The sequence below is a fragment of the Flavobacterium chungbukense genome (assembly GCF_020805785.1).
In the GTDB taxonomy this organism is placed as follows: domain Bacteria; phylum Bacteroidota; class Bacteroidia; order Flavobacteriales; family Flavobacteriaceae; genus Flavobacterium; species Flavobacterium chungbukense.
Map to the genome: position 1 here is coordinate 1 of NZ_JAJGZV010000011.1, position 26,425 is coordinate 26,425.

The following is a 26,425-nucleotide window of genomic DNA, read 5'->3' on the forward strand; positions in this document are numbered from 1 at the left end:
TAGAAAACGTCTGCATTCTTCTTTGGGATATAAAACACCTAAAGAAATGGAGCTAGAATTTTATAAAATTAAAAGTGTAGCATAGGTCTTAAAAAAATTGTCCGACTTTTTGTTGCAAGTCCAAAACACCAGTGGCAGTTTTCAGGGATACGGCTGGTCCGATAATATATATTTTAAGGGCATTCTTATTTTAAGCACTAAGAGTTAACATAATATATCATAAATTTTCTATATTGACTTACGCATAATACATTCAATAAAAAACTGCTACTTCTCTTTTTTACCGAGCAGCAGTTAAGAATTTTATTAGAAGTAGGTTGACTCCAGATATGGATCATAGATATCTGCATCCCACTGGTTATCATTGAATTCATCTGAAAGCTCCTCATCTGAGTCTGGATCAATCATATTTTCTTTCTGGAGATAATCGTGATTTGCTTCGAAAAGAAATTCACAGTCAAAGTCCGGTTCATCGTCATTTTTGCGGTATAAATCCTCCAGGATGTTTAAATGGTCTGATTCATTGTGAAATCCGGCATGTGCGGCATTGGCTTCAGATTGAATATTGAATGGTTTAAATGATTTGATATCTGTGGATCCTTTCATATTTAATTAATTGGCTGGTTTTAAACTTGTTTCATTATTCAAAAATAATGGGTCATGCAGCGTATTAAATTATAGAATTTTGGATCGTCGTTATATGATTTGGAAGTATTAAGCGGTAAAGCGTCTAATGGCCATCGGTCAGCTGCTGAAAAAAAAAAATTTTAAAATAGATGAAGATCATGTCTTCGTCTTTTTTTACTGGAGAAAATGCATCAGTTTTCTTTTGTGCGGGCCGATGTACACTACAGCTTTTTATTTGAGATGATGGAAAGAAAGTACAAGGTTTTCAATGAGGCACCATTTGCTTTAAGATATTATCTTTTAATAGGATATTCTGACTGATCTTTTCTTTAATTTTTTTGTTTATTCTTTCACTTACAACATTTTGATCTTTCTCCGTATATTTGCTATAACTCCTTGTTTGAAATTGCCTGCCGTAAAATCGAATATTAGACATAATACAGGACAAAATGCAAATGATGTTTTTGTAAGGTTTTGTTTTGTGGATTTCACACCTTATTTATGCCTTGGCATTGCGTAAGGATTATGAGATAAAGAAAGTGAATTTCTGTATAGGGGAAGTAGAAGACAAAAGCTGCGTATGATAAACGATTATAAAAAACATGATCTTTATGGCAAAACACTGATTCAGAAAATTGAATTGATTCCGCCTTTTAAGTTTGATTTTCCCGTTACCCAACAGGCTTGTTTTTTATATGTTAAAGCTGGAGAAGCCGATTATCAGATCGATGATGAACAGATTAACGTTGCCGCTAATTATTCGTTATTGTTGAATTGCATAAATTCTGGGAAACAAATTCGCAGTTCAAAATCAAACAGCAATTGTGAAATCGTGATCGTTACATTTTATCCCGAGATATTAAAAAAAAATATACGATAAAGAACTTCCATTATTGCTTCAAAAACCAAATATTGCAGTTAAGAATAAGTCTAGTGAAAAAATAAACAATGATTTTTTAATTCAAAAGTATATTGAAGGTCTGTTGTTCTATTTTGAAAATCCATCATTGATTAATGAAGATATTTTGGTGTTGAAAGTGAAAGAGATTATACTTCTGTTATCTCAAACGCAAAATTCAGAGTCGATACAATTAATTTTATCACAGCTTTTTTCTCCTGCGACTTACATTTTCAAACAAATAATTGAAGCAAATTTGTTTTCACAGCTTACCATTGAGGAGTTGGCACAGCAAAATAGTTTAAGCGTGTCATCATTCAAACGCGAATTTGCAAAAATATACCGCGATACGCCAGCCAATTATATTAAGGCGAAAAAGTTGGAGAAAGCTGCCGAATTACTTCTTGTTTCAGATCAGCGCATTACCGAAATAGCTTTTGATTGTGGTTTCAATGATTTAGCCAATTTTACTAGAAGTTTTTCCAGCAAATACAATGTAAGTCCAACAAATTATCGTCAGAAACCGAATAATTATCGGTAATTAATACAGCTTTTTAATTTTTTAAGCATCCTTATGATTTGAAGGATGCTTTTTTTGTGAACCAAATTGCCAAATAATTGGACTATTTGGCAAAAAGATTCCTCTTAATCTATCGGAAGTTTGCTATGCATTTTCATACAAAAATTTAAAACATAAAAAATGGGATTATCAAGTTTAGGAATTTTTCACACAACAATTGGTGTTGTTGCGATAGCAGCGGCAATAGTAGCTTTAATCAAATACGGTAAAATCAATTTGAATGCCTCATCTGGCAAAATCTATTTTTACGGAACAATCGTCACTTCAGTAACTTCATTAGGAATTTCCAAACATGGCGGATTTAATCCAGGACATGCCTTTTCAATTTTTATAATTTTTTTGGTATTAGAAGCTTATTTTCTGAATTCGAAAAGGAAAAATAGTGCAAGAGCGCGTTATTTTGAAAACTTTTGCCTGTCTTTCAGTTTATTTCTTTCTCTGGTTCCGACCGTTAATGAAACATTTACTAGAGTTCCGGTTGGACATCCTCTTGCAAAAGATATTCAGGATCCGATAATCGGAAACACTTTGCTTATCTTGGTTCTGTTGTTTAGGTAGTATTTAATTTTTGTAAAAATAAAAAACATGAAAGTTTCCCTCTATATAATCATTTTAAATTTTGGACTTTGTTTCCAGTCAGTTTGTGCTCAGACGATAGCGGAAGATTTTAAACCTTCATCACTTAATCAGCCTGAAAAAATGTTTCCGCAAGTTAATTCCCAGAAACGGGTTCGCGCCAGCATTTCAGCACCAAATGCGACTAAAGTGCATCTTGATCTTGGCGGAGTGAAATATGATATGAAAAAAGATAGTAATGGAGTTTGGACAGGAGAATCAAATCCGCAGGATGAAGGTTTTCATTATTATCAGTTAAACATAGATGGCGCTTCGGTTCCAGGTCCTGGAAGTTTATATTTTTATGGCGCAGGAAGATGGGGAAGCGGGATAGAAATTCCGTCAGAAGATCAAGATTTTTTTGCTCTGAAAAATGTACCTCACGGTCTTGTAAGTGAGAATATTTATTTCTCAAAACTAACCAATTCATTTAGACGCTGTTTTGTGTACACTCCGCCTTGGAGGGGGCAAACAATAATGTGGCTCCAAAACCTATGATCGATCATATGAATGCAAACAGTGATCCTCGCGAAGCATGGTTATTTGAAAAAGGACAGACGGCAACGGTTTTCACGGGACTTGACCCAACGCTGACTTCTGGAGTTCAACAGCAATTACTCGTAGATGGTAAAATAGCAGTTTACAACAGATCTGTAATCAGCAGAAATAAATGGCTTCCGGGAACATTAATAAATGCCGCAGAAGTGAATTTGATTTTGGCGGAATATTACTCAAGAAATGGTAGTGGTGTGACAGCAAAAACCTATTTTGAAAAAGCTATCAGGCAATCTATTGAATATTATGTAAGACTGGGGGATAAGGCTGATGTTTTAACTTGGAAACCTACCGCAGAACCAACAGCGGCTGAAATCAATGCTTACATCACAAATATAAATTTTGACGGAGCAACGAATGCCGCTCAAAGATTAGAGTTAATTGCTTTTCAAAAGTATATTCACTATAATGTAATGCAGGCAGATGAATCTTGGGCAGAACAGCGAAGATTGAAACTTCCAGTGCTTATTTTTCAAGAAGATGAAACAAGTACTATCAGAAAAACACCGCCAACAAGATGGACATATCCAAACTCTGAAAGCGTGTATAATTCTGATAATTATAATGCTGTAAAAGCAAATGATAATTTAAGCACCAAAATTTTCTGGGATGTAAAATAGTATTTTAGAGTTACTAACGTCCTGTAAACCTTGATTGTATTTTCAATCAAGGTTTTTCAATTTTTCACGATATCCATTGCCAAATCTTAGAGGCCTGCCAATTTTCGGGGTCAGCAATTGCTGATTTAGGCATTTAAAAATGGTGTAATAATATGCAAGAGGTCTGAAGAGCCACTTTTTGATATATAAAAGATCCTTCCATAGGGCTGTTTTTCGTGAAAATGCGCAGCGGGAGCACCGCGTAACTGAAAATTTATAAAGTAATTGCTTTGCCACCGGCACAATATAAGATAACAAGAAAAAGGTTTAATTTTTTCTATGTCTCTATACCTTTTTCAGGATGCCAACTTCAAGGAGAATCTTCAACCGGTGCTGCTGTTCACTTGGCTAAATCTACTTCTTTTTTTGCAAAAAAAACTTTTATTATTATACATAAATTCTTAACTTAATATAGTATTTGATCGTTAAAAAGCAAAAAACACCGATGTAATACACTGTAAAACGTGTCTGCATTTTTAAGGTTTGCTGAGAATGGCCACTCCATTACCGTTTTTTTTTGACTGAACTGATACAATTTTTGAATTTTAAATAACAGCAATTAGGAAATAAAACTACTCTTCATTTTTGTGTAAAAAGGATCTGTATTTTTTAGGACACTCGTAATGTCCCTTTCTTTCTATTGCCCTTACTTAAAATTTAGAAAAGCCAGGCGCCGGCGCAAATACCCTTTATTAATTATCAGATTATGAAAAAAAATTTCGTTTCTCCAATATTTATTTATACTATTCTATGCATTGTCCTTCTTAATCCCATTATTGCTCATTGTGCCGCAGTACCGGCGCAAAGCGGCCTGCAGAATTTCAAAGCCGTTATGTTTAAAAAATCACATGCAGCCCAGGAGCTCGAAAGACACCGCGTCTGGCTTAATCTGACAAATGACCAGGGACTTTTTAAACAGCTGCTGATAGCTTACGTGGAAGGAGCAACCAATGGATTTGAATATAATTACGATGGCGAGACACTGGATGCCAATCCGTATGCAGATTTTTACAGCATTAACGAGGACAGGAAACTCATTATTCAGGGACGCGCCCTTCCTTTTGATCCATCTGACAGAGTGCCTTTAGGATACCGATCCGGCATCACGGGCGATCTTAAGATTTCAATTGACCGCACCGATGGCGAGTTAGCCGCCGAGGATATTTATCTGAAAGACAATCAGACCGGTACGCTCCACAATCTTAAAAATGGTCCTTACACATTTTCAACGGTTACTGGCATTTATGACAACCGTTTTGTGATCAGCTACAATACCGGTAAAAAATTAGGTGTTGAAGAGTTTAAATCTGGTTCTAATGGTTTATCGGTCAGTTCAAAAGATAAGACCATTACTTTGAAATCTGCCCACAGCGCATTAAGAGATGTAAAGGTCTATGATGTTTCTGGAAAACAGCTTTACAGCATACAGAAAATAGGAGATACACAATTAAAGATTAACAGTATTCAGTCCGGCACCCAGATTTTACTGGTAAAAACCATACTAGAAAATGGTAACACCATAACGCGAAAGGTGCTCTTTTAATAAGCAGCGTTATATGAAAAAGGCCTCGCGGATATCATCTTGATTTCCGCGGGGCTTTTTTTTAAATACGCTCTTAGGAATAGCTATTTTTTAGGCCGTCAGCAGCCATTTATACCTTATAGATTCACCTATGTATCATATTAATGTAATGGTCAGGGAAAACAATCCGACGCTAAAATGCAGTTAAAGCTAATATGATGCGGAAGAGAATGCAGAACGTTAAAATCAATATTTCTTTAGCTCAAATAAATTCAAGCGTTTCTGCATTAATTACTCAAATAAAGGTTCGGTTCTTCCGTATGACTGTAAAAACTTTTTTGTAAATTATAAACCCGCCAGATACGCAGCGAGCAGAGGTCTGAAGAGCCACTTTTTGAGATATAAAATCCTTCCATCGGACTGTTTTTTATGAAAAATGAGCAGCGGCAGCAATGCGGAACTGAAAATTTATAAAGTAATTGCTTTGCCAGCCCGCATAATGTAAGATAAAAAAAAGTTTTAATTTTTTTATGTCTCTATATCTTTGCCAGGATGCCAACTTCAAGGAGAATCTTCAACCGGTGCTGCTGCTGATTGGTATTCAATCTGCTTTAATTTACAAAATTGGTCGACAGATAACAAATGTTTTTTGTAAGATTTTATTTTGTTAAATGTATGTCTTAAAGATGCTTAGACTTTATAAATTAGTAGAAGTTAATTTCTGTTTTTTGGGAAAGAGAAGAAAAAGTTTCCGTTTATCAAGGTTTAAAGCTGGTGCAGCTGTTTTAAGTGATGGATCAGGTTTTCCGCATCTTTGCTTAATTTTTTATCTACATCAATTTTTAAGAAATCATTTTTTCTAATTATTATGACTTTATGCTGATTCAATTTTAGATGGAAACAAATCAGTGTGAGAATGGATATGATTAAAGATAGTATCAGCAGCGTCCGTGATGACTTCAGAATATTAAAAATTATGAGTGCTGTTAGCAGAACGGCATAATTTAAACTGAATGTCTTTCTTTTGATAAATCTGATTTTAATAATGTTTTTTAAAGGAATGTCATGCTTTTTATTGAGGATCAGCAGGCTGATGCGGTCACTATAAATTTCCCCGAATTTATTCTGATATATATCCTGCATGAATGTTTTTAATTAATTTTTACAGAGTTAAATGAATCAAAGAATATTTTAGAAGAACTCTTTTTACCGTATTTTATCTTATGCCCAATTCCCTAAACAGAAAAGGGATAATAAGATTATCTGAATCTTGCATAAAATGATACAGCCTTAATTATCCAAAAAACTATTCTTCATTTTGTTGCAGTTCAATTACTGGCTGTAGTGCCAGTAATTGAATTTTTATATCTATTGAGCCGCTTACTTATCGTGTAACCGGCTTTAGCAGTATTGATGCTGATTCAGTTTATTCCAAGCAGAATAATAAAGAATCATAAGACTTCCCCCAAAAAAGCTTATCAATATCTTCAATAGATTGTTTTACAACAATTGCAAATTTGGCGATGTTTTATGGGTTTTACAGACCGGCAAAGAAATAAGATATTCTTTATTGAGAAATTATTTCCTTTCAAAGGTTTTTTATTCTTTTCCTTTTTTTTAAAGTACAGATAGGCGATGTATTTGAGATACCCTTTGTTATTTAAGGAGATACATAACAGATATTTCTAAAGAGGGTAAAAAAAGGTAAAAAAAAGGATTTCCTCTTTTTGTAATTTTAAAAAAATTATAAGTGATGCTCTATAATTTCTTTTAGTTCGCCAAAAACAAAAGGTTTTTTTAAGAATTCTTTCACTCCCAGACTGCACCCCATTTTTTTGTCTTTTTTCTCAATTTTAGCTGAAAGAAATATAACCGGAATGTTTGAATACTGAGATCTTCTATGTTCCTCCATAAAGCCGTAACCATCAAGTTTTGGCATCATAATATCGCAAAGAATAATATCAGGTTTAAATTCCCTCACCTTCTCTAGGCCGTCTTTTCCGTCTTCTGCTTCACAAACGATATGGCCAACAAAAGAAAGCAACTCGCAAATTGTAATTCTTAATGTTTCTTCGTCATCAATAATTAATATTTTAGCCATATTCCTTTTATTTTTTTCTTTGTTAATTTTAGTGCTGTGCAAACTTTTGAATTAAATACGAGGAACGACTTCTTTTGGATGTTGTAATAATGCAAATAATCAAAAAAAATCCTTTAACAAATCAACAACACATGTTTTCTAGTGTATTAACAAATTTAAATATAGCGCATAAATGATTGGAGTACGAGGAATATGCTGACTTAACTGAACTAAATAACAAACTAATGCCTTAAAATAATATCAGATAAATTTTAAATGCTACGTAAACTTAGATTAATAATTTAAAAATACAAAAGAAAAAGTTAAAATATTATTTTTAATTGTAATAATAATATCACAAATTAGGTTTCATTTCTGAGGGAATTGGCGTAATTTGTTAATTTCGAATATATGATTTTTTTGTAAAAAATGAGCTAAAGCAACTTAATGGTCTTTTAGACAATAAGATACTTTATCTCCATTTTAATCGAAGTAAATAAAAACAATAATCAAAATAATACGCTTTACAGATTTGGGTCCAATAAAAAGGCTCAAATTTAAATTGCCTTTTATCGTTAAATAAAAAAAAAATGATTAATTATGTTAGTTTAATTGGGCCTTGTTTTGGATAGAAAAAAGAATACCGTCACAATTACTTTGAGACGGCTGCTTTTGGATTTTTGAGATAAGATATAAATTCTTTATCCATTTTCTGCTTCAATAGATTTTATGTAGTCGCGGGGAGTCATATTAAGATATAATTTGAAGCTGGTTGAGAAATAGGACAATGAACTAAATCCGGTTTGGTCAACTATGTATTTGATGTTCCTTTCTCCTGAGCGAATTAATTTAACGGCATAATCCAGTCTAAACTCTCTTATATACTGACTGGCATTTTTATGGGTTAATTTCCGCACTCTTTTGTCCAGGGTTGATTTGCTGATGGCAAGATCTCCGGCAAGCTCATTCATGTCAATGTTTGTTTTCATTTTTTGAATTAAAATTTCATTTAATGAGGTAATAAAGTCCTTTTCAGACAGCTTGATAGTAACTTTAGAAAAGGGGTCAGGGCTGAATTTTTTTTCAATGTTGTTTTTAAGAAATATTAGGTTATTAATTTTATAAATTAATTCTTGCACTTTGAAGGGTTTTATAATAAAATCAGTAACGCCGTTTTTAAGCTGTTTAAACTTTAAATCGTCGTCTATATTGGCTGTAATCATGATAAAAGGAGTTGCATTAAACCTATTGTTTTTGCGAATTTTAAAAAATAGCTCTTCTCCGTTAAGATTGGGCATTACCATATCGCAAATGATGATATCAGGAACATTTTTATTCAGGTGCAGCAGAGCTTCCAGGCTGTCTTTGAAATAGAGTACATCAAAATTATTTAATTTTAGCATTTCTGTTATAGTGGTTCCCAGCACTATATCGTCTTCAATTATAGTTAATTTGGTTGTTTGTTTTATCATTGGTTGAATTTATTTTAAATCATTACGGTTATTTTTTAGATTATCAGTATTATTTTGAAAATAAAGCATAAAATGTAATACTTTTAGTTCCTTATTTGGAAAATTCATAACAAAAAGATGAAAAAGCTACTGTCGTATGTTTCTAAAATCAATAATCATCTATTGGAGTGTTCATCAATAGACGACGCTTTAAATTTGTGCATTAGAGATATTGGTTTAGAGCACAACATGGATAGAAGTTACATTCTAAAAAATAAAAATAATAGCGATTTATTAGGTTTGGATTACGCTTATGCTTACGAATGGTGCAATAACAGTATTACATCCTATATTCATCATTTTGATGTAAGTAAAAGACTTATTAATGCTTTTTTATCTATCGATACGATGTTATCCACAGATAAATTGAGGTTTGGGATGGGTAAAGATATTGATAATAAGTTATTAAAAAGTATTTTCGAAACACGGGATGTCAAATCTTATTTTTTTGCGCCGATTTTTTCTGACAATGTGTTATGGGGCTGGATTGGACTTGAAGACTGCACCAGCGAAAGGATTTGGGAAGAGGAAGAAATTTCGGTATTGCACACCATCATAAAAAGCTTAGGAATTCGTCTTAGCCAGACTGCAACGGTATCAAAATTAGAGAGGACCATAGAAAAATTTAATTTTTTTATGTCCAGTTCGAACCAGGCAATGTGGGAATTTGATATTGAAACCGAAAAGACAAATTTTAGTTTGAATTGGTTTGGAATATTGGGTTACACAAATGAAGAAATTAATAATATCCCTGATTTTTGGTCAAGGATTTTTTCTGCCGATGACATGAAGCAGATTATTAGAGATTTTAGAGATTTTGTATCTGGAAAAGTGGAACGTTTTGAGGGTAACACAAGAATTATTCATAAAAAGGGACATGCCATTTCTGCAAAATATTCAGGTTTATTAAAGCTAAATAAAAATGGAGTGCCAAAGAAAGTTATAGGAACTTATATGGATATTAGTGAGCTGGTGGAAAAAGAAAAACAATTGGTGCTGTCTGAAGCAAAATATAGATTTATTGCCGAAAATACAACAGACTTAATCTGCCAGCATTCTAAAGATGGGAATTTAGTATATGTCTCCAGTTTATCAAATGATGTAATTGGCTATGATTTTGAAGAATTGATTCATAAATGCCCTTGGGATTTTATTCATAAGAGAGACTTGGGCAATATTAAAAAATACTACCATTCTATTGTTAAAAACCAGCAGATCGAAACCATTACATTTCGATTTAAAAAAAATGATGGTTCCTACATTTGGCTGGAAACAGCAACAAAGGTTATGCTGGATTCAGAAAAAAATATTATAGGCTTTCAGACTTCCAGCAGAGACATTAGCAAACGCATTAAAGCTGATAAAGAAATGAAAGCAGCATTTTTGAAAGAAAGGATGTTTAATGAATTAAAATCTAACTTCGTTTCTATTGCCTCTCATCAATTTAGAACACCCTTGACTGTTATTTACTCTAATGCGGAACTTTTAGAACTAAAAATAAATCACCAGGAAAAAGACTTGCCCAATGACGGTAATGTCATTATTTCGAGAATAAAAAATGAAGTGGAGAGAATGACTGAACTTATGAATAATATTTTAGTTTTTGGAAAACAGGAAGCAAAAAAAATTGAAAAAGTAATTCAGCCTATAGATCTCAATGAATTCATTGAAACATTAACCAGTACCTATTTTAATAAGGAAGGCGGCGCTAAAATAAAAGTAGTAAAAAAAGGAGTTAAAAAGACCTTTTTTTCTGATGAGTCACTTATTGTTCATATACTCACAAATGTTATTAATAATGCATTCAAATACTCGGTTGGTAAACCTGATCCCGAACTGATTATTAGTTATTTAAAGGATAAAATTGAAATACAAGTCGTTGATTACGGCCTGGGAATACCAAAGAAAGATATTCCAAATTTATTTACTTCATTTTTTAGAGCTTCCAATACCAATTCGATCATAGGTTCCGGATTAGGTTTGGTTATCGTAAAACAATTTACCGAACTTTTAAATGGCACAGTAGAATTAAAAACCAAAGAAAATTTTGGAACAACAATTAAATTGACATTTCCTTATGAGCACCAATAAAATTCTACTAGTAGACGATGAGCCAAATGTTAGAGAAACGATAAAGGAGCTTCTTGTCTTTAAAAATTATGATGTGAGAACAGCAGCAAATGGGCAGGAAGCTCTAGAGCTGTTAGAATATTGGATTCCTGATTTAATTCTTTGTGACATGGTTATGCCGGTTATGAATGGGAGTGAGCTTCATGAAAGCATTAAAAACAATAAATCTTTGAGCCCTATACCTTTTATCTTTTTATCAGCAAAAAATGAAATTGATTTAATACAGAAATGCCTGCTGGATGGAGCAGATGGATTTTTGACTAAGCCATTTAAAATAAACGAATTGACTCTTATAGTTGCTGCGGGGCTGGCAAGGTTTGAAAACAATAAGAATATAAAGGGTAATTTACAGCTGGGAAAAAAAAAAAGACTTTCTCAGTTAAGCTAATATTGCTTTTGATTTGAATTTCATTCATTTATTTGAAAATACATCTTTAGAGACAGAGAGGTTTTCTTCTCTTCAATGAGCACTTGAAGAATCTTTAAATATGCTATTTTAATTCTATGCTTTTTTTTTTTAAACAGTGCGTATAAATTTAGTCTTTTAAGTGGTGGTTTCATTTATTTGCTGCTGTAAACAAGCTTTTGAAAATTATACTATTATCAAATACATTAATCAATGATGAACAAAATTGTTTCTAAAAATATCAGAACCATTAGAGAAATGAGAAATCTTACCAGAGACTTTGTAGCTGGTGAATTGGAGATGACTTACAGTGGGTATGGTAAAATTGAAAGAGGTGAAATTGATATAACAATTTCTAAAATATCTAAGCTGGCAGATATTTTTGGAATTTCAATTTCTGATTTATTATTTTTTGACGTATCGTATTTTTTTAATAACGATGCGGAAGATAAATTTGATGAGCAATCTGGAATTGCCAGTAATTCCGGTGTAAATACTTTGAGAATGCCAAGCGGCAGGCTGTTGGATTTTCAAGTAAAGAAATTGAAAAACAATGTATGACTTCTTATTTTAAGTTGTAAATTTAAAGAGCACCGCCGGAAAATCAGGCGGTTTTTTTATTAATCGGCGAAGTGCAAGAGACTGTTCAGCAATGAGCAGTCTCTTTCTTACTGCAGGGGCTAAGATCCAATTCCGTGGTAAACAAATCCTATTTTTTGCATTTCTTTTTTATTTAGTATATTTCTTCCGTCAAAAACAAATGCAGGTTTTTGCATTGCGTCATAGATTTTTTTCCAGTCATAGTGAGCAAATTCTTCCCATTCTGTAAGTACAGCTACTGCATGAGCCCCTTGGCAGGCTTCAAAAGGATTATCGAATGATTGTACATTTGCTGCATTCTCTTGGGATGATCTGGTTTCTAAATAATCCAAATCGGACAAAATTTTCTTTTGATTTACTTTGGGATCATAAACGCAGACAGCGGCCTGTTCATTTATCAAATCATCTGCGATATAAATGGCGGCAGACTCTCTTGTGTCATTAGTATTCTTTTTAAAAGCCCATCCTAGAAAGGAAATTTTCTTGCCGGCAACGGTGTTGTAAAGTGTCTTTACAATCTTGTCAGCAAATCTTTTTTTCTGGTGATCGTTCATTATAATTACCTGTTCCCAATAAGCTGCTGTTTCATTAAGTCCGTAGCTTTTAGCAATGTAAACTAAATTCAAAATATCCTTTTTAAAACAAGAACCGCCAAACCCTACTGATGCTTTAAGAAATTTGGGCCCAATTCTGCTGTCCATTCCTATAGCTCGCGCTACTTCATTGATATCAGCTCCTGTTTTTTCACACAGTTCGGTTAAGGCGTTAATAGATGAGATCCGCTGTGCTAAAAATGCATTAGCGGTCAATTTAGACAATTCTGATGACCAGACATTCGTAGTTAGTATTTTGTCCCTCGGTACCCAATTTGCGTATATATCTGTTAAGGCTTGTATGGCTTTTTGCCCTTCTGCAGTCTGGTCTCCCCCAATTAATATTCGGTCGGGATGCAGCAGATCAGAAATAGCTGTTCCCTCGGCTAGGAATTCAGGATTAGATAAAATCTGGAATTGTACGCCATTGCCGGTATTGTCAAGAATGCTCTTGATAGCTTCGGCAGTTCGGACAGGAAGGGTTGATTTTTCTACGACAATTTTATTGTCTTTAGCAACTTTAGCAATCTGTCTGGCACATAATTCAATGTACTTTAAGTCAGCGGCCATTCCTTTTCCTTTTCCATAAGTTTTGGTGGGCGTGTTCACGGAAATGAAAATAATCTGCGCTTCTTCAATTGCCTTTTCTACTGCATTTGAAAAAAATAAGTTTTTACCTCGGGTTTCTGCTACAACGGCGCTTAAGCCAGGTTCAAAAATTGGTATGTTATCTGTGTTCTCATCGTTCCAGGCATCAATCCGTTCCTGATTCAAATCTACTACCGTAATGGTAAGGTGAGGACATTTTTGCGCGATAACTGCCATGGTGGGCCCGCCGACATATCCGGCTCCAATACAGCATATTTTTGTAATTTCCATTTGATCTGTTTTATAGTTTTTATAATTATTCTGAAAGAAAGTTTTAGGGCGGATTTATTTGATAGTACTTTTTAAATGTTTTTTTGATTAACAGCTCTTGCGGCTGTATTTCTGAAAGCATCAATCGTTCCGGTTTCTAATTTAGAGTATTAATTTTCCATCATTTTAAAGCTTATAAAAGTAATTTCTGCCGTGTTTATTTCGCTTCCTTTAAAGAGTTATATATTCCAAATTTAGGTTTTATTGTCTTTTACAGTTTCTGTGTTGCCCTTTGGTTTGTAGTAATTTTGTTGCTGTAGAGCTTTGATGTTTAAATGCTATATCGGAATGGAAAATTAGAATCAGCACATAGATTTCTAATTTCTTGCTGTAAGGATTTGTTAACGGTACTTTACTATTATTTACAAAACTTTTTAGGTAGTCAAAATGTAACTATCTACGGGGAACCCTTGTTCATTTTATTTTTTTAATTGTTTTCTGCATGTTTTGCCTACGTTCATACAAAAACATTTTTTCTATATTTTAATCTAAACCAATTATGAAAACAGGAATAACATTTAGTGCCTTTGATCTGCTTCATGCAGGTCACATTAAAATGCTGGAAGAAGCAAAATTAAATTGTGATTATCTTATTGTGGGACTGCAGACTGATCCGACTCTTGACCGACCTGAGAAGAACAAACCGAGTCAGTCAGTTGTAGAACGTTACATCCAGCTCAAAGGATGCAGATTTGTAGATGAAATAGTTCCTTATGCAACAGAGCAGGATTTAAAGGATATCCTGCAGTCTTTTCAAATTGATGTGCGTTTTTTAGGAGACGAATATAAGGACAGAGACTTTACAGGAAGAGCTTACTGTGAAGAAAAAGGAATAGAGTTCTATTTTAATACGCGAGATCATCGTTTCTCAAGCAGCGGTCTTCGCAGGGAAGTTTTTCAATTGGAACTTTTAAACGGAAATAAATGATTGCTGCCGGTAATATAGTTCATGTTGTTTTAACAGGAGGTGTCGGCAGCAGATTATGGCCACTTTCCCGTAAGACAAAACCAAAACAGTATCTTGATTTGTTTGACGGATGTTCTCTTTTGGAAATGACAATCGACAGAAATAAAAGCATCGCTGACAGATTAATCATTGTTGGAAACGCAGAAAATCATGCCCTGAGCTGTAAAGTGATGGAGAAATTTTCTCTTGATCATTCGCATATTGTTGAGGCGGCGCCGAGAAATACTGCTGCAGCGATTGCTTTTGCCGCTTTTCAGTCTAAAGAAGATGCTGTTTTAATTGTTACGCCTTCAGATCATATAATTAATGGAGAAGAAGAGTATCTGTCAGCATTAAAACAGGCAGTTGTGATTGCACAGAACGATTATCTGGTCACTTTTGGAATTAAGCCTTCAAAAGCTGAAACCGGATACGGCTACATAGAGTTTGAAGGAAATGATGTATTGGCTTTTCATGAAAAACCTAGTTTGGATAAAGCTTCAGATTTTTTAAAAAAGGGTAATTTTTATTGGAACAGCGGTCTTTTTTGTTTTAAGGCAGGGGTATTTTTAAAAGAACTCCAAAAACAGGAGCCAGAAGTTTACAATAGCGTAAAATTGGCATGGGAATCTAATGATTCAGGTTTTTTAGATTATGATTTGTCTATGAAGATTCCTTCCATTAGCATCGATTACGCCGTAATGGAGCGCAGCTCTAATATAAAGGTTGTGGCTTCTGGGTTTGATTGGTCAGATCTGGGATCATTTGAGTCAGTGTATGATTATTTAATGAAAAAAGGGCATCAAGCTGATGCTAACGGAAATATTCTGATTGGATCAGCCATCCACACTTCTTTTATTGGAGTTGAAAACTGCCTTTTAGTGCATACTCCTGATGCTTTTTTGGTAGTGAAAAAAGAAAACTCACAAGAGGTAAAACAAGTTTATCAGGAATTGGAAGCGGCTAATTCTCCGCTGCTTTAGGAACATTATTAAAAGACTGTTTTAGAATAAAAGCTACAGTCAAATACAAAATTATTACAACATCAGAAATATTATGACCAATACGCCAAAAATAGCTTTAATAACCGGAGTTACAGGACAAGATGGAGCTTACCTAAGTGAATTTTTACTTAAAAAAAATTATATAGTTCACGGACTTAAAAGACGCTCTTCTTTATTTAATACGGATCGAATCGATCATTTATATCAGGATCCTCATGCAGATAACCAGCGTTTTATACTTCATTACGGAGAGATGACCGACAGCACCAATTTAATTCGCTTGATTCAGGAAATACAGCCGGATGAGATTTACAATCTTGCGGCTATGAGCCATGTTCAGGTATCTTTTGAAGTGCCGGAATATACTGGTAATGCAGACGGATTGGGAACTTTAAGAATTTTAGATGCTGTCCGTTTATTGGGATTGGAAAAAAAGACCCGTATTTATCAGGCTTCTACATCTGAATTGTATGGAAAAGTGCAGGAAGTGCCGCAGACGGAAAAAACACCATTTTATCCCCGTTCCCCTTATGCAGTGGCAAAAATGTATGCGTACTGGATTACGGTAAATTACAGGGAAGCTTACGGAATGTATGCGTGCAATGGAATTCTGTTTAACCATGAATCGCCAATCCGCGGGGAAACTTTTGTAACCAGAAAAATTACCCGTGCTGTATCCCGTATTGCTTTAGGATTACAGGAAAAGTTTTATTTAGGAAACCTGGATGCCCAAAGAGACTGGGGACATGCCAAGGATTATGTCCGCATGATGTGGATGATTCTTCAGGCCGATGAACCGGAAGATTGGGTAATAGCTACCGGAAAAACCACTACAGTCCGTGATTTTGTCAAGATGAGTTTTGCTTATGTTGGAGTGGAAATTGAGTTTAAAGGCATCGGTGTTGATGAAAAAGCGTACGTAGCGGCATGCAGCAATCCTGATTTTCAAATAGAAATCGGAAAAGAAATCTTAGCGGTAAATCCTCGTTATTTCCGTCCCACGGAGGTGGAATTGCTAATTGGAGATGCTGCAAAAGCAAATACCAAATTAGGATGGGTTCCTGAATATGACCTGCAGGATTTAGTAAATGATATGATGCAGTCTGATATAAAGATAATGCAGAAAGACTATCATTTAGAACAAGCGGGATATCAAACAATGAACTATTACGAGTAAAATGAATATAGATAAAACTTCCAGAATATACATTGCAGGCCATCGCGGAATGGTCGGATCTGCAGTATGGAGAGCATTGGAGAATGAAGGCTATAAAAATCTAATCGGAAAGTCAAGCGACGAACTGGACCTGCGTGACCAGCAGGCGGTTCTGGCATTTTTTAAAAACGAGAAACCCAAGGCAGTTATAGATGCGGCCGCAAAAGTAGGAGGGATTCTGGCAAACAATAACTATCCCTATCAGTTTATTATGGAAAATATGCAGATTCAGAATAATCTAATTGATGCTGCCTTAAAGTCAGGAATAGAGAAATTTGTTTTTCTTGGAAGTTCTTGCATTTATCCTAAAATGGCACCGCAGCCCATTCACGAAGATTGTCTGCTAACAGCTGCATTGGAACCCACCAACGAATGGTATGCCTTGGCAAAAATTTCAGGAATCAAAGCTTGTCAGGCTGTTCGCAAGGAATTTGATAAGGACTATGTAAGTCTGATGCCAACTAATCTGTACGGGATCCATGATAATTTTGATTTGAAAAGCTCGCATGTTTTACCTGCTATGATCAGAAAGTTTCATGAAGCTAAGCAAAATGGCCATGCAGCCGTAACGCTTTGGGGAACAGGAAATCCTATGAGAGAGTTTCTCCATGCGGACGATATGGCGAATGCTGTAATTTTTGCCTTAGAAAACAGACTGCCGGATTATTTATACAATGTCGGATCTGGACAGGATTTAAGCATCAAAGAATTGGCACTGCTGGTTCAAAGCACAGTAGGCCACCAAGGTGAAATTATCTGGGATGCTTCGATGCCTGACGGTACACCCCGAAAATTGATGGATAGTTCAAAAATGCAGCAGTTAGGCTGGAAACAGCAGATTAATCTAAAAGAAGGGATTGCAAAAACATACGAATGGTTTCTGGCCAATGTTGAAAATATAAAAAAAGTTTCAATCGGCTTGTAATTGAATTATGTGTTTAGTTTAGCTGTCCTTTATAAATTAGGAGAATACACTTTTCAATGGCATAGATTAAATCAAAGAATCAAGATAAAAGTGAAAACTAATCATTTTCCGTTCTTAAACCGCCTCAAATCACTTTAATACGCATGAATATTTTAGTATAAATTCAATTTAACAATTAAAAGTTATGGAGGCAAACAGAGTAATGGTTTATGATAAGTTTCATTATTTCTCAAGGTTTTTGAAATATGAGTTTAAGGATATCAATTTTGTTGCCGGGCATAAAGCAGCTATTCTTTATGGGAATGAAATGACACATGATCTTTCATTAGTGGTTTTTGTTTTTTATTCGGAGAATGATCTGATAGATCTTTTAAGGATTAATTCATACGGAATTCCAGTATTGGTCTGCAATCATTGCCCGCAGTTCCTCAATAAATTTAAAAACATACAAAACATTGAAGTTTTAGAATGTCTGGATACAAAAAGGGGATTTAGGAATGATCTTCGACTGCATTTTGAGGAAAAATTTAATTTGGCTGATGAACAGCAAATATGTAAATGAAAAGCATTCAGCTTTATTTTTAGGTAAAATTGGAAGAAATGAACAATCTAAAAGAGAGAAAGAGAATCAGCATCAGTGATTTGAAAGCCGTGAACAAAAATTTAGAAAGTTTTGCTTTCAGAGTATCACATGATCTGCTTTCGCCGGTTAATGCTTTAAAAATACTGGTTTCTTTAATAGAAGAAGAAACCCGCGAAGAAAGCACGATGGAATATATGCGGATGATAAAAGACCGCGTAGTTCATCTGGAGCAGACGATTCGAAACAATCTTAAAAATTCAAAAGCGGATTATCCAGAACTCCAGATCACTAAAATTCCACTTGAAAAAACGGTTTGGGAAGCGGCCGAAATTTTTTCTAATGAAATAAAAACCTTAGGGATTCATTTTAAAGTAAACATTAAAGAACACGAAGCCTTTTTTTCAGATCGATTCAGATTAAATGCGGTATTGGAAAATTTGATTGGGAACGCGGTAAAATATCATAATAAAGAGGCAGTCGATAAAGTGATAGCTGTAGAAGGTTATTCAGACGGCAATACGCTTAAAATTTCTGTATCAGATAATGGGATTGGGATTGCAGAGATGAATCAAGACAGAGTATTTGATAAATTTTTCAGAGAATCCAATAGCTCTGAAGGATACGGCATCGGACTGCATATCGTAAAACAGACCGTTGAAGTCTTGGAGGGATCTATTAATGTGAAGTCTGCTCAGGGAAAAGGCAGCTGTTTTATTTTAGAATTAAAAAACTTTAGGAATCAAAATTAATACTTTAAAAAGAAATGAAACAGTTATTGTATATAGCACCGGTGATAATTGATTTTGAAAAATTAAATGGGGTGTCTAAAAAAATACTAAATCAATATAAAGTTTTCAGTAAATCGTATAATGTCACGCTAATCTCTTATGGACCAGACTGCCTTTATTATCTGAATGATAGTTTTTTTGAAGCGATTCCCTTAGAAAATGCCAATCGAAGGCTTAAAATGTATTCTTTTATTGACAAAACGCTTTCGGTAAACAATTACAGTTTTATTTACACCAGATATCATCTTTGCGATTTTCTGTTTCTCAATTCTCTTAGAATACTAAGCAAAAAAAACAGCAAGATTGTTATTGAAATACCAACGTTTCCTTACAAGCACGAACTGCTGAAATGGAAGGGGGGGACGATGCGCTATTTCATGGATGCTTCTTCTAATTTTTTGCTGAGACTTTATGTGGGCCGAATTGTTACGTATTCAAATGACCATAAGATTTTCGGTATAAAGACCATAAATACCATCAATGGAGTTATTTATGAAAACGTTATTCCAGTGGAGAAGAGAGTTTACAATGCCAATGAAATGCATTTAATTTCGGTATCTCTTACCATGAGCTGTCATGGCTATGACAGGTTAATTGAAGGATTAAAGGAGTACTACCAGCTTGGAGGCGATATTCATATCGTCTACCATTTAGTTGGAGAGGGAGATGAAATCAAAAAGTATCAGGAATTGGTGGCTAAATACGGTATTGAAAAACATGTTCTGTTTTATGGTTTCAAAAGCGGGAGTGATTTGGATGCCCTTTATGAAAAGGCAGATCTTGCTGTAAATTCAATAGCAATACACCGAATTGGCTTAGAGACGGAAAGTACAATAAAATCAAAGGAATATGCCGCTAAAGGACTGCCTATGATTTCTTCTTATGCTGTGGATGCCTTTTCGATTCAAGACAATGAAAAATATGTGCACCAGATAAGTGCAGATGAAAGCCCTGTTGACATTTACGGACTTATAGAATTTTACAAAAAAATGTACCAGAATACAGATCGTAATATTTCGGAAGAAATCAGATCAGCCTCTCAAAAAAGATGCGACATGTCTGTTACGCTTCAAGGTGTTGTGGAGTATTTTAATGCAGCAGTTTAAGTTTGAAAAATCATAATTATATTACAATTGGATTAGCGCTGCTGGGTATAATCGAAAGCTATTATATCTATAACCAGCCCATTGCCAGAAAAGGTCTGGAATTGCTGTTCCTAATTCCTTTGTTTTTTACCGTATGCGTATCCATTTACGGCAGTGCAATACTTCGGTATCATAAGCAGGGAATAGGGCTTAAAATTTATTACAGCATTGTTGCTGTTCGCTATATTATTCAGCCCTTTCTTATCACGCTTTCAGAAGGAAAATTGAATTTCAGGATGCCTGAAGCCAAAGCGGATTCGTATGATGTTGCAGTCCTTATTTATGGAATTGAATTGTTTATTGCTTGCATTGCCATAAAAAAATGGTTTCCTGTTTACATTAAAAAATATCGGAAAAAAGATATTTCACATAGACAGCTCCCTTTAAATTCTTACGGAAAACGAGTGCTGATTGTTTATTTTTTATTCCTTTTAGTACGATTTAATTCATGGATGCCTGGACTTAATATATTAGCATTAAAAGAATCAGTATCTAAAGCTGCAGTTGTATTTGATGCCACAATTTTTAACAGTATAAAAATCTTCATTTTCATTCTGCTGCTTGCTGAGGCAAAAAAATATGCTAGAAATAAAGCTGGTTTTCAGCTGTATTTTGGTTTAGGTGTTATTGCAGCCATTTTTAATTTTATATCTTATTTTGGCAGCAACCGTTCACTGATATATGAAACGGCGATTGCTACAATTGCCATTTTGATTGTAAGCTATCCGCAGTTAAAAACAAAGATTTTGGCAATATTACTTCCCTTTGCCATTGTTATTATGGTTTTGTCCTATGCAAATAAACAATTTGCAGAAGATAATGCCGGAACTTTAGAAAGTGGAGATTCGAGCGTGGTAGTGTCCAATTTTATTGAGGAGTATGCCAATGGATTGTGGACTGTTGCGCGTTCTTACCAGGCTTCGATAGGCATCAGCGCCACAAAGTCAAATGAAGCTTTGATCAAAGATTTTTCGGATGGACTTTCAGGTTTATCAGATTTACCGGGTTTTAATACTATATCCAATAGTCTGAAAGAGCTGCGTTCTTCCTCGGATGTTTTTAAAGATTCATTAAAGCAAAGAGATGACAGAGGGCAGATGCTCTCACTTTCAGGAGGTTTTTTAATTATAGGAGGAAATCTGCTGGGCTGGCCGGTTCTGATTTTAGGAAATTATATTATGATTATGCTTTTGGTAAGGATGGAAGCCGCGTCTAAAATTGTTCAGGATTTGTATTACAGGTACATGTACATCTGGATGTCAATACTTATGGGATTAGTCCATTGTTATTGCCTGCAGACCATTATTTTCTGCTGGAGCAAATACATACTTTTTTATTGGCTTGTCTTGCGGGTAAATCGCATGGGGCTTTTAAAACCAAACAAATATAGCAGAGCTGAGGCTTGTGCAGAGAATCTAAATTACAGCTGGAAAGCTGGGCCTATTGTCTAAAAAAATGAAAAATAGTAAAAAAAGAGTATTGATCATAGTCAATACGCAGTTTCCTTATGGGAAATCGGAAGATTTTTTATCCAATGAATTGGAATATGCGGCTGGTTTTGACGAAATAGTATGTTTTCCGATCTTAGTCTATGGCGATAAGACGGTTGAGGATATTATTTATAAGAAATCCAAACAGCCCGTAACATTTTACAATAGTGCTCTTTCTTATAAAAGCAAATCAAGAATAATAAAACTTTTTTTTCTGGCTTGCACTAATTCAAAGTTTTATAAAGAATTATGGCTTTTGATGCAGACAAATCGACTGACATTAAGAAATATCAAGCAGCTGCTGATTTTCTTATTTATTGCGCACAATGCTTTAAATGATTTGACAAAGGTTGTAAAGGAAAAGTGCAAAGACTGCGATGTGGTATTGTATTCTTACTGGATGCACATAGGTGCTTTTGTAATTATTTCATTAAAAAAGAAGTTTCAAAAGGCCATCCATTTTGAAAAAGCAATCACGCGCTGCCATCGATTTGATCTCTACGAATATGCTGATGCAGGCCGTTATCTGCCTATGAGAGAATCCATTTTGTCTGGGATCGATGAAATACATTCAATTTCAAAAGATGGCGTATCCTATTTAAATAAAGAGTATCCGCAGCACAGCGATAAATTAAAATTATCAAGATTAGGCTCTTTAGATAAAGGCATAAAGATTTTTCCAAAAAGCGAAACGCTTCATCTTGTTTCCTGCTCTTGGATGCGTCCTGTTAAAAGAGTATCCGCTATTTTGGAAGCAGTTTCAAAGATTTTTGTAAACATAGAATGGGTTCATTATGGCGATGGAGAAGAATTTGATAAGATAAGTAAAATGGCGGCTCAGATTGATAATCCTTCAGTAGCTGTAAAATTGATGGGCGCTTACAGCAATGAAAAAGTGCTTGCGGAATATGCCCATAAAACCTATGATGTTTTTATCAACGTAAGCGAAAATGAAGGCGTGCCGGTTTCCATCATGGAAGCGATGTCTTTTGGAAAAATTATAATAGCCACAAATGTCGGGGGAACGGCAGAGATTGTAGAAAATGGAGTCAATGGTTTTTTAATCCATAAAGATTTTACTAACGAAGAACTATTGCATGTACTGACCAAAACAGCATTATTAGAAGCCGAGGAGTTCAACGAGATGTGCAGACAGTCCAGAAGAATTTGGGAAGAAAGATGCAATGCGCAGGCTAATTATCAAAAATTTTATCAGCAGCTTAAAGTGAATTCTGTATCATGAAAAGAAATACCATAAATATAAATCTGCAGCCTGTAAATAATCGCGGCTCTGGAATTGCGCTGTTTGCCAATAAATTAATAGCCGAATTGGAAAAAAGTAAATCATATAAAATTTTCGGCAGTTTTAATTTTGTAAGAGGGGTCAAAAAAAAGGAATTAGAGAGATTCTCTTTTCCTGTAAAATATTCATCTGTTCCAGCTAAAGCTGTGTATTCTAGATTAATAAAAAAAGCACTGCCTTTTCATTACCACAATATGATGCGTGGCAAGTCAGATATTAATTTGTTCCTGACTTATAAAATCCCGAGAGTGAATTACAGCGGTATTGTAATCACTACAATTCATGATTTGATTCCCTTAAGGGTTGCCACAGAAAATAGTAAAATACAGGCAGATTACAGAGATGATATTGAGTATGCAATCCGCCATTCGGATTATTTGATAACAATTTCTGAGGCTTCTAAAAAGGACATTCTGGAAGAGTTTTTATACAACAAAAATAAAATTTTTGTCATTCCTAATGGTGTTGATTTTGAATTGTACAACAGAGCAATAGAACAGGAGTGCTTAACAAAAGTCAAAGAAAAATATCAGCTGCCCAATAAGTTTGTGGTGTATCTAGGGGGAATACGGATCCATAAAAATGTAGATAATTTGATTAGGGCTTATGCCTTGCTTTCTGAAGATGTAAGACAAGAGGTTAGTTTAGTGATTACTCAGGGAAATGAACAATTGAAAAAGCTGGCAGCTGCTCTTAACATTGAAGAGCAGGTTTTCTTTACATCTTATATCGATGAAGAAGACAAGCCGGCGGTTTATAAACTGGCTTTGACAATGGCATTTATATCATCATACGAAGGTTTTGGTCTGCCAATTATAGAAGCCATGGCTGCGGGAACTCCTGTCATTACTTCTAATGTTTCGTCTATGCCAGAAGTTGCAGGCGATGCAGCAGTGCTGGTCGATCCATTTGAAATTGAACAGACTAGAGATGCTTTAGAGCGTATCATACTAGAGACCGACTTTCGAAAAAAAATGATAGAGTCCGGTTATGAAAATGCGAGAAAATACAGTTGGACGCATTCAGGCGAAGAATTGTTAAAATTATGCAATACCATATTAAAGCAGCAGACATGATTCATTTGTTTAAAAAAGCAGCACGGTTAAGCTTGAGCCTGCCTAAGACGATCTATTTTAATTTCTATTTGTTTGCGCCTAAAATAGCTGTTAAACTTCCCATTTTGGTGGACTATAGAACCAAGTTTTGTTCATTGCACCGCAATACAGTTGCATTAAATGAAACTCCAAAATTTGGAATGATTAAAATAGGTTGGGGAGAAGGTGCGGTTGGAAATGAGTGCAGTCGCTTTAGCTACTGGACCGTTAAAAAAGAATGTAAAGTTACTTTTGCTGGCAGCGCTCATTTTGCAAGAGGAGTATCTTTAAGAGCGGATGACGGCGGACAGATCGTTTTTGGAAAAAACTTTACGGCAAACCAGAATTTCTTCTGTGCCAGTAATACTGTAATAACTTTCGGGGATAATGTACTGGCAGGCTGGAACATTCATATTCGCGATGGCGATGGACACCTCATTTTTGATCAGAAAAATTGCGTTATCAATACCAATAGGCCCATCTCGGTAGGAAGTAAAGTCTGGATAGGAAGTTATGGCACTATCCTTAAAGGGGCCGCAGTTCCAGACAATAGCGTAGTGGCCTTAGGCTCTATTGTGACAAAATCTTTTTCAGAGTCCAATATAATCATTGGCGGCATACCGGCAGTGATGATTAAGAAGAATGTTCATTGGGAGAAATAATCTTATAAAAACAATAATTTTTAATGGCAGCAAACAGAACCCGAAGTTCTATAAAAAACTCTGCAGCGGCTTTAATGGGGCAGCTGATCACGATTATTTTAAATTTTACCGTCCGCACCATTTTTATAAAAACTTTAGGAGCGGCTTATCTAGGAATTAATGGATTATTTACCAATATTCTTTCGGTATTGTCTTTTGCAGAGATTGGATTTGGAACGGCAATTATTTATGCCATGTATGCGCCATTGGCTAAAATGGATGTAATTCAGGTTTCAAAACTAATGAACTATTTCCGGAAGGTTTATGAAATCATTGGCACAGTCATATTTATTGCGGGTTTATTCTTAATTCCTTTTTTGGATTTCTTTATCAATGATTTATCGGAATTGCCAAGAGAACTGCCTTCTTTATGGATTATCTATCTGCTCTATTTATTAAATACTTCTGTAAGCTATTTTTTTAATTATAAAAGATCGCTAATAATTGCAAGCCAGAATGGGCATATAGATTCATTAAATCAGCTTTACTTTAATATTATCAAGGGAAGTTTACAGATTGCAGTGCTATTTTTATTCCATGATTTTTTAAGTTTTCTGATTATTCAGATTCTGTGCACTTTTTTGGGGAATTATTTTATATCTAAAAAAGCGGATAATCTGTTTCCTTATCTGATGTACTACAAGCATAAAAAAATTGACAAAAAAGATAAGATCGCTTTGAGGCGAAATGTCTTTGCGATGTCATTCAGTAAATTAGGCTCTGTTGTCATTACCGGAGTAGATGATCTGTTGATTTCAAAATTTGTTGGAATAGTAGCCATGGGGATTTATTCTAACTATTTATTGCTGACCAATACCATTAGAATTGTTTTTATGCAGATGCTGCTGCCAATAACAGCAAGCGTTGGCAATTATGTAGCCGAAAAATCAGATGATGAATCGCATGCTTTTTTTAAAAAGTTATTTTTTATCAATGCCTATTTTGCCATTTGCTGCTTTATAGCCTTGAGTACCTTAGTCAATCCTTTTATAAATTTAATTTGGGGAAAAGAATACGTCTTTTCTGCATTAATAACCTTTCTGATAACATTCAATTTCTATCTGGACAGAATGCGAACTACTTCTCAAATCTTTATAGATGCGAAAGGCCTATTCTGGCCTATTAAATGGAAATCTTTATTTGAAGCAGTTATTAATTTATCTTTTTCCTTTTACTTTTTATTAGTCTTAAAATGGGGAATCGAATCCATAATTATCGCGACGATAATAAGTAATCTAACAACAAATATATGGTGGGAACCCTACGTTGTCTTTAGATATGGTTTCCAAAAAAAAGTATTGCCTTATTACATTATGCTCCTTAAATATACTGTTATTCTGGCTGTTTCATATGTAACAGTAAATTATTTGCAGGGATTCCTTTCGGATAATTTTTTAGGTTTTTTAGAAAAGGCAGCAATTGCCTTAGCAATTCCAAACATCATTATTCTTCTCGTTTACCTTAAGACAGCTGAATTGAAATATTTTATCGCTTTAATACAAAATATAATAAATAAAAAACTATGATCGAGAGGCT

Annotated in this window: 25 protein-coding genes; 21 read left to right on the plus strand and 4 right to left on the minus strand. The window is 34.6% G+C overall.

The features are described 5' to 3' along the window. Positions 1-306: 306 nt before the first annotated feature. Complete coding sequence (locus tag LL966_RS21185) at positions 307-606, minus strand: hypothetical protein (protein ID WP_229356023.1); 300 nt, start codon at positions 604-606, stop codon at positions 307-309. 601 nt (positions 607-1,207) lie between these two features. Between LL966_RS21185 and LL966_RS21190 the strand changes: the two genes are divergently transcribed. From LL966_RS21190 to LL966_RS21215, 6 genes are all read left to right on the plus strand, one after another. Next, positions 1,208-1,507, plus strand: coding sequence for a hypothetical protein (locus LL966_RS21190; protein WP_229356025.1), 300 nt, complete (start codon positions 1,208-1,210; stop codon positions 1,505-1,507). 13 nt (positions 1,508-1,520) lie between these two features. Beyond that, positions 1,521-2,066 carry a helix-turn-helix domain-containing protein gene (locus LL966_RS21195; protein WP_229356028.1) on the plus strand — a complete coding sequence of 182 codons (546 nt, stop codon included), beginning with the start codon at positions 1,521-1,523 and terminating at the stop codon, positions 2,064-2,066. A gap of 159 nt (positions 2,067-2,225) precedes the next feature. After that, a complete protein-coding gene (locus LL966_RS21200; RefSeq protein ID WP_229356030.1) occupies positions 2,226-2,663 on the plus strand; it encodes a hypothetical protein in 438 nt (145 codons plus the stop codon). A gap of 27 nt (positions 2,664-2,690) precedes the next feature. After that, complete coding sequence (locus LL966_RS21205; protein WP_229356032.1) at positions 2,691-3,218, plus strand: hypothetical protein; 528 nt, start codon at positions 2,691-2,693, stop codon at positions 3,216-3,218. After that, on the plus strand, positions 3,215-3,895 hold the full coding sequence (locus LL966_RS21210) for a SusD/RagB family nutrient-binding outer membrane lipoprotein (RefSeq protein WP_229356034.1): 681 nt from the start codon (positions 3,215-3,217) through the stop codon (positions 3,893-3,895). Before LL966_RS21205 ends, LL966_RS21210 begins: the two co-directional genes overlap by 4 nt. A 745-nt stretch (positions 3,896-4,640) precedes the next feature. Beyond that, positions 4,641-5,477 (plus strand): T9SS sorting signal type C domain-containing protein, encoded by an 837-nt coding sequence (locus LL966_RS21215; protein ID WP_229356035.1) that lies wholly within the window; start codon positions 4,641-4,643, stop codon positions 5,475-5,477. A 1,723-nt stretch (positions 5,478-7,200) separates the two neighbouring features. Here LL966_RS21215 and LL966_RS21220 read toward each other — a convergent pair. Further along, entirely contained in the window at positions 7,201-7,557 is a 357-nt protein-coding gene (locus LL966_RS21220) for a response regulator (protein ID WP_229356037.1), read from the minus strand. Positions 7,558-8,237: 680 nt separating this feature from the next. Further along, positions 8,238-9,008: a response regulator transcription factor gene (locus LL966_RS21225; RefSeq protein WP_229356039.1), complete on the minus strand. Its 771-nt coding sequence runs from the start codon at positions 9,006-9,008 to the stop codon at positions 8,238-8,240. 117 nt (positions 9,009-9,125) lie between these two features. Here LL966_RS21225 and LL966_RS21230 point away from each other — a divergent pair, with 117 nt between their 5' ends. The 3 genes from LL966_RS21230 to LL966_RS21240 all read left to right on the plus strand — a co-directional run bounded on the left by LL966_RS21230 (position 9,126) and on the right by LL966_RS21240 (position 12,144). Further along, positions 9,126-11,138, plus strand: coding sequence for a sensor histidine kinase (locus LL966_RS21230; protein WP_229356041.1), 2,013 nt, complete (start codon positions 9,126-9,128; stop codon positions 11,136-11,138). Further along, entirely contained in the window at positions 11,125-11,565 is a 441-nt protein-coding gene (locus LL966_RS21235) for a response regulator (RefSeq protein ID WP_229356043.1), read from the plus strand. The genes LL966_RS21230 and LL966_RS21235 overlap by 14 nt, the downstream gene beginning before the upstream one ends. Positions 11,566-11,796: 231 nt before the next feature. After that, positions 11,797-12,144, plus strand: a complete 348-nt coding sequence (locus LL966_RS21240; RefSeq protein ID WP_229356045.1) for a helix-turn-helix domain-containing protein — start codon at positions 11,797-11,799, stop codon at positions 12,142-12,144. Between the two features lie 119 nt (positions 12,145-12,263). On the opposite strand, the gene LL966_RS21245 is transcribed toward LL966_RS21240, so the two are convergent. Beyond that, positions 12,264-13,655: a UDP-glucose 6-dehydrogenase gene (locus tag LL966_RS21245; RefSeq protein ID WP_229356047.1), complete on the minus strand. Its 1,392-nt coding sequence runs from the start codon at positions 13,653-13,655 to the stop codon at positions 12,264-12,266. A 538-nt stretch (positions 13,656-14,193) separates the two neighbouring features. Here LL966_RS21245 and LL966_RS21250 point away from each other — a divergent pair. The 12 genes from LL966_RS21250 (at position 14,194) to LL966_RS21305 (ending at position 26,415) form a co-directional block, all read left to right on the plus strand. Continuing rightward, a complete protein-coding gene (locus LL966_RS21250; protein WP_229356049.1) occupies positions 14,194-14,622 on the plus strand; it encodes an adenylyltransferase/cytidyltransferase family protein in 429 nt (142 codons plus the stop codon). Beyond that, positions 14,619-15,623, plus strand: coding sequence for a mannose-1-phosphate guanylyltransferase (locus LL966_RS21255; protein WP_229356052.1), 1,005 nt, complete (start codon positions 14,619-14,621; stop codon positions 15,621-15,623). Before LL966_RS21250 ends, LL966_RS21255 begins: the two co-directional genes overlap by 4 nt. 73 nt (positions 15,624-15,696) lie before the next feature. Then, positions 15,697-16,821: a GDP-mannose 4,6-dehydratase gene (gmd, locus tag LL966_RS21260; RefSeq protein WP_229356054.1), complete on the plus strand. Its 1,125-nt coding sequence runs from the start codon at positions 15,697-15,699 to the stop codon at positions 16,819-16,821. 1 nt (position 16,822) lies between these two features. Continuing rightward, the gene (locus LL966_RS21265) at positions 16,823-17,785 is read left to right on the plus strand and encodes a GDP-L-fucose synthase family protein (RefSeq protein ID WP_229356056.1); all 963 of its coding nucleotides are present in this window, start codon (positions 16,823-16,825) and stop codon (positions 17,783-17,785) included. A gap of 184 nt (positions 17,786-17,969) precedes the next feature. Beyond that, positions 17,970-18,347, plus strand: coding sequence for a hypothetical protein (locus LL966_RS21270; RefSeq protein WP_229356058.1), 378 nt, complete (start codon positions 17,970-17,972; stop codon positions 18,345-18,347). Between the two features lie 38 nt (positions 18,348-18,385). Then, positions 18,386-19,117, plus strand: coding sequence for a sensor histidine kinase (locus LL966_RS21275; RefSeq protein ID WP_229356059.1), 732 nt, complete (start codon positions 18,386-18,388; stop codon positions 19,115-19,117). 14 nt (positions 19,118-19,131) lie between these two features. After that, a complete protein-coding gene (locus tag LL966_RS21280) occupies positions 19,132-20,262 on the plus strand; it encodes a glycosyltransferase (RefSeq protein ID WP_229356060.1) in 1,131 nt (376 codons plus the stop codon). Positions 20,263-20,264: 2 nt separating this feature from the next. Continuing rightward, the gene (locus tag LL966_RS21285) at positions 20,265-21,752 is read left to right on the plus strand and encodes a hypothetical protein (protein ID WP_229356061.1); all 1,488 of its coding nucleotides are present in this window, start codon (positions 20,265-20,267) and stop codon (positions 21,750-21,752) included. A gap of 4 nt (positions 21,753-21,756) precedes the next feature. Beyond that, entirely contained in the window at positions 21,757-23,034 is a 1,278-nt protein-coding gene (locus LL966_RS21290; RefSeq protein ID WP_229356062.1) for a glycosyltransferase, read from the plus strand. After that, complete coding sequence (locus LL966_RS21295) at positions 23,031-24,170, plus strand: glycosyltransferase family 4 protein (protein WP_229356063.1); 1,140 nt, start codon at positions 23,031-23,033, stop codon at positions 24,168-24,170. The genes LL966_RS21290 and LL966_RS21295 overlap by 4 nt, the downstream gene beginning before the upstream one ends. A 107-nt stretch (positions 24,171-24,277) precedes the next feature. After that, positions 24,278-24,850, plus strand: a complete 573-nt coding sequence (locus LL966_RS21300) for an LbetaH domain-containing protein (protein ID WP_229356064.1) — start codon at positions 24,278-24,280, stop codon at positions 24,848-24,850. 23 nt (positions 24,851-24,873) lie between these two features. Beyond that, positions 24,874-26,415 carry a lipopolysaccharide biosynthesis protein gene (locus LL966_RS21305; protein WP_229356065.1) on the plus strand — a complete coding sequence of 514 codons (1,542 nt, stop codon included), beginning with the start codon at positions 24,874-24,876 and terminating at the stop codon, positions 26,413-26,415. The last annotated feature ends 10 nt before the right edge of the window (positions 26,416-26,425 follow it).